Raw genomic sequence first — 5739 nt, 5'->3', positions numbered from 1 at the left:
TTACGCTAAAATGCTATCGCATTTCTGCCTCGCTCAAGCAAAATAATAAGGCGACACAAACTATATACGTGAAAGTTAGGGCACATTAGAACGAAATGAAGAAACACATCATAATTTTAGTAACATTTTTAATTTCAATCGCTTCATTCGGACAGAATATTGAGGATTTCAAAAAAGATTTTATAAAATCCACCGAAATTGAATTCAACGAATCTGATTTGAATAAAATGTTCAAAACATATTCAAATTTATTGACGCCTCATAGTGATATAACTCAACTGACAGCAAGCTTGACAAACGAACGAATAGTTCAATATCCACTTTCTGAATTTAAAGAAACAGATGATTATAAAAATAATATCCAAACTTTACTAAATTCCGAAAACCCAAACCAAAGGCTGCTTTCCTATTTAGTAATTGCAGGAGCTGGAGATAAAAACTATGAAAAGGAACTTTTAGAAAAATTAAAAACAGAGAAGACTAAAGGAAACTTAATTTGGTCTGGAATGGCATTAATGTATTTACAAACAAACCACACAACACCTCTTTTTGACTTTCTAATCGAGAATGAGAATTTTGGAGACAGTCATATGATTCCTATGTATTTTCAACTAAATAAAGACTCACTTCAAAATACTGCTTATAACAGAATTAATAGCTCAAACTTAAAAGCAAAAGTACTTTCTGCACAATTACTTTCAAAAACGGGAAAGAATGAAAAAACCGAAAAATTATTACTTGATGCAGTAAAGAATTGGGAATATAACATAAAAGGTTATGCAATATTTTCTGTAAAAGAATTAGAAATGGGAAATCTAAAAGAGACCTTTATTCCTTTATTGGACAGTATAAAAACTCGTCCTATTGCGATTGAAGCGCTAGCAAATAGCCCAACTAAAGAAGATGTGGATTATTTAAAGCAAATTGCTAATTCAGAAAAAGTTGTTTCTAAAGACATTTTAAATGGCTTTTTAGAATCAAAAAATCCAAAAAGTGTCAAATATTGGCTTGAACTTGTTTCAAGCAGAGAAATCCCTGAAAAATATTATTTCAATACTTTAAGAAAACCACTTTTGTTTTCTGGTGAATTATTGAGTGATGTTCAAACAACTTTAAAAAAGACAAAATATACAACCATTCAAAAAACCTTAATAAAGGTTCTTGAAGGTCGAGAAGATTCCGTATCTGAAGAAATACTTCTGAACTATATGAATAACGAAGATTCTTCTGTTCGATATTGGACTGTGGATGCTCTAAAGAATACTAAATCAAAAATAGTAATAGAAAAACTTATTGAGTTACTAAAAAAACCTGGAAAACGAGTTTCACCAATTACACATATTCTAATTAATAATGAGATAGATTCACTTCAAAACATTTACAGAGATATTTACAATACTTACGAAAGTTTGGAATGGAAAAGAACTGCTATAGAATATTTGTCCAAATTCCCTAAAGATGAAGACAAAGGAATTTTCAAAGATGTTATCTACAATGATGATTCTGGATTTTCAATGAACAGAAATGCATCGATTGGACTTGCAAATCTAAATGATAAAAGTTCAATTGACCGAATTATTGAGATAAGCGAAAAAGAAAGAGAAGGAAGTGATGGAAATTGTCAAGCTTACTTGAGAGCATTATCAAAAATAAAAGGCGAAAAAGCAAAGAAATATATATTATCATTTGAGAACAGCGAATCTAAATATATTTCGGAATTTGTGAGAGAAATAATAGCTGAATGGTAAATAATAACGTGCCCTAACAACGTATATAGCTCATAGCTAATTAGTTGCTTAACCGAAGTTAAGGCGTATTTGGAAAGTCGCCAAATTTTTAAATTTGACGACTTTCCAATAAAAAAGATAAATAGTAAAATTTAAAAATCTGGCTTGTGCTTTATCTGAAAATAATCGCTAATTCACACGCTACGAGCCATATACAAGACCGTTGTGTGTAATTAAAGAAAATCTGAATCTACAATGAAATTGAAATTAATTTATTTGACTTTTATTATCGGAATTTTAAATATCTCGATAATCCATTCTCAATCTGACTTGAAACTTGTAAAAAAGAAAAACGGAAAAACTGTTCACTTTACAATAGTTGACAAAACACCATTCGAAAGTGATTGCGACGGAATTTCGGACGAAAAAGAAAGAACGCAATGTTTGGAAAAAAGTTTACGCGACCAAATTTTGAATCTGATTGAAAAAGATTATAAATATTCTGGAGAAATGTATGTTTGGTTTACGGTTGACAAGAAAGGAAACGTTACTGATATTGCTACGAAAGGATATCCAAGCGCACCTGAATTTGAAAAAGATATTAAAAAAGCCGTTACGGAATTAAATCTGACTAAATCGACTTATCAAAAACGGAAAGTAAATGTTAGATGTTATACTCGAGTACTGCCGAAAGTTATTGAACCAAAATAATAACTACACACAACACCGTGTATAATTCATTGCTAGTTAAAGCCCACTTACGAAAGTCCTCGCGGACTTTCTATCTGTGATTTATTTGCTAACTTTAGTGCTTAAACACGCAACGAAATCATACACTAGACCGTTAGCAAACATTTGAGAGCAACTTAACGGAAAGAAAAATAAATAGAATTGGATAACAGTATAATCGGAATTGGAATTGCACTCGGAATTAGTTTCTTTATTCTTTACACAAGAAAAACGAAATGGATGAAACCGAAAATAGTGTGGCTGATTTGTGTCGGACTTTTGACAATTGGATTGTTCGGAATATTATACTCAAATGCTGAATTTAGAAATGACCGAATAATGTATTTCGGATTTTGTGTTCCAATAATTTATTGGATTTTTGACCGATTTTTTAAACGGATAAGTGAGAATCTGCATAAAAGAGATTTTATACTCTTTTTAAGATATTCTGACGAAATAAATAGCGGATTTGGAGCTGAAAATCCAAAAGTAAAAAATTCTGATAAACTATTTTCGTTCGGACTTTTAATAATAATTGTCGGAACTTTATTTATCGGAATTCAAACGATATGAAAATAAAAAACGATTTGCTAACACCGTATATAAAAAATTGCTGGTGTGTGCTTTTTCAAAGGTCATTTCTTTTTTTGCAAACTGAAAATGAAAATAAGAACACATAAGACTGCGGAACATTACGCTGAATTAAGCCTTGCCTAAAACCTGTGCTTACATCGAAAATGTAGCTAACCGAAAAGTCTCTGCTGAATTACAGAACCGCTAAACATTCGGCTCAACTTTATGAAAATTGGATTTTCCCAACTTTCGGTTTTAACGACGAAAATATTGAAAACCAAATGTTCCTGCTGAATTGGAAAACCGCTAAACTTTCGCAATAAAATATCCGAATTAAAAAACGTCGGAATTTATTTATGTTTATCAATCGAATTTTATAAATTAGACTAATCAAATTTAAGACTGATTTTAAGTACATAAAAAAATAAAACCAGTACATAACCAAGTATAAAATTAATGCTTGGGTCTGTGCTTAATCCAGCGATTAGTCCTGTTTTGTTACATCTGATTTTCCTGCGGAAAATCCTCGCACACAAAACCGCACTAATCTTATACATAAACGTTACCCAACATTACGAAAAAAAACAAAATCGTAACTTTACAAGATGAATAAAGATTTAACAACATCTGACTTACATAGAAAAAATATTCTGAATAATAATTATGCCTTAGAAATCATTTATGATGAAATTTCTTTTCCAGGTGTAATGTTTGAAAATAAATATAGATTCACGAAAAAACAAGTAGCAGAATTCTTCGAAATTGACGAAAGAACTGTGGAAAGGTATATAGAAAGTAACAAGTCAGAATTTGAAGAATCTGGATATGAAATTCTAACTGGAAACAAACTGAAAGACTTCAAGTTAGCGTATGGTACCGACACAAATGTCGGCACCATAGATGAATCCTTAAAAAAGACATCTGTTTTAGGAGTTTTCACTTTCCGTGCATTCCTAAATATTGGAATGATTTTAACCGAAAGTGAAAAAGCAAAATTACTACGAGCTTTTATTTTAGACATCGTAATAGATGCAATTAATCAAAAACTTGGTGGAAATACAAAATACATAAACCAAAGAGAGGAGGAATTCTTATCAAGTGCTTTAAAAGAACATAATTATAGACAAGAATTTACAAATGCACTCGATAGTTATGTTGAACCTAATAAATTCAAGTACGCACAATTAACCAATAAAGTATATAAAAGTATATTTAAAGAAGATGCTAAAGAATATCGTCAAATACTTAAATTAAAAGATAAAGAAAGTGTAAGGTCAACAATGTATTCAGAAGTATTAGATTTAATATCAAGTTACGAAAATGGATTTGCAGACTTTCTAAAAAAACACTCTGAAAAAGCAAATAGAAAACTACGATTATCAGAAACAAATGCCTTGTTTGACCAATTTGAGAATATTACAAATTCAATATATGAACCATTAAGAGAAAAAGTGAGAGGATTAATGGCGAGTAGAGATATGGCTTTCAGAGATGCATTACACGAAAAATTAAAAAACTATATAACGCATCTCTCTACAGAGGAATTTGACAAATTCCTTGGAGAAAAAAGTATGGATTTAGAAGACCGAATCCTTAATAATATAGACGTGTTTAAGAGATTAAAAAATAGATAATGGAAACATATATTTATTTTGACATTGAACACGCAATAAGAACTCACGATTTCATCATAGAAAATTCGGGAGGAAATTCAGGAATTATAGAAATTGGAAAAGTTGAAAGTGTTTTAGAACATATTCAAAATGACTTATACTATCCCGAATTTGAGGATAAACTAACTCATCTTGTTTTTTCGGTAAACAAATTTCACGCATTTAGTGATGGGAATAAAAGAACATCTATTGCTTTAGGAGCATATTTATTAGAAGTTAATGGAATAGAGTACTGTATTGATAAATTCATTATTGAAATGGAGAATATTGCAGTTTATGTAGCTGATAATAAAATTGACAAAGAATTATTACACGAAATTATCTGCTCTATCTTGACTGAAGATTACTTTAATGAAGAGCTAAAATTAAAAATAATAGATGCATTAAGTGAATAAATAACGTTGGGTAACAAAGTATAAAATTAATGCTTAGGTCTGTGCTTAAAACCAGCGATTAGTCCTGTTTTGTTACATCTGATTTTCCTGCGGAAAATCCTCGCTCACAAAACCGCACTAATCTTATACATAAACGTTATGTACAAGTTTTCGGCACACATCCAAATTCGTGCTTTTTCAAAGGTCATTTCTTTTTTTGCTAACTGAAAATGAAAATAAAAACACATAAGACTGCGGAACATTTCGCTGAATTAAGCCTTGCCTAAAACCTGTTCTTACATCGAAAATGTAGCTAACCGAAAAGTCTCTGCTGAATTACAGAACCGCTAAACATTCGGCTCAACTTTATGAAAATTGGATTTTCCCAACTTTCGGTTTTAACGACGAAAATATAGAAAACCAAATGTTCCTGCTGAATTGGAAAACCGTTAAACTTTCGCAATAAAATATCCGAATTAAAAAACGTCGGAATTTATTTATGTTTATCAATCGAATTTTATAAATTAGACTAATCAAATTTAAGACTGATTTTAAGTACGTGAAAAAATAAAACCAGTACATAACCAAGTATAAAATTAATGCTTGGATCTGTGCTTAATCCAGCGATTAGTCCTGTTTTGCTACATCTGATTTTCCTACGGA

General features: G+C 30.5%; 4 protein-coding genes. All 4 read left to right on the top strand.

All coding sequences use genetic code 11. From position 1 onward, the window contains the following. The first annotated feature begins 95 nt into the window (after nt 1-95). A complete protein-coding gene (locus tag Q0739_RS14500) occupies nt 96-1748 on the top strand; it encodes a HEAT repeat domain-containing protein (RefSeq protein ID WP_298239457.1) in 1653 nt (550 codons plus the stop codon). A 309-nt stretch (nt 1749-2057) separates the two neighbouring features. Beyond that, the gene (locus Q0739_RS14495) at nt 2058-2438 is read left to right on the top strand and encodes a hypothetical protein (protein WP_298239456.1); all 381 of its coding nucleotides are present in this window, start codon (nt 2058-2060) and stop codon (nt 2436-2438) included. Nucleotides 2439-3634: 1196 nt separating this feature from the next. Next, on the top strand, nt 3635-4663 hold the full coding sequence (locus tag Q0739_RS14490) for a DNA-binding protein (RefSeq protein ID WP_298239455.1): 1029 nt from the start codon (nt 3635-3637) through the stop codon (nt 4661-4663). Continuing rightward, the gene (locus Q0739_RS14485; RefSeq protein ID WP_298239454.1) at nt 4663-5097 is read left to right on the top strand and encodes a type II toxin-antitoxin system death-on-curing family toxin; all 435 of its coding nucleotides are present in this window, start codon (nt 4663-4665) and stop codon (nt 5095-5097) included. Before Q0739_RS14490 ends, Q0739_RS14485 begins: the two co-directional genes overlap by 1 nt. Nucleotides 5098-5739: the final 642 nt, after the last annotated feature.

The organism is uncultured Algibacter sp., from assembly GCF_947487605.1.
Lineage (GTDB): Bacteria > Bacteroidota > Bacteroidia > Flavobacteriales > Flavobacteriaceae > Algibacter_D.
This window is presented reverse-complemented; position numbering and strand designations above follow the sequence as displayed.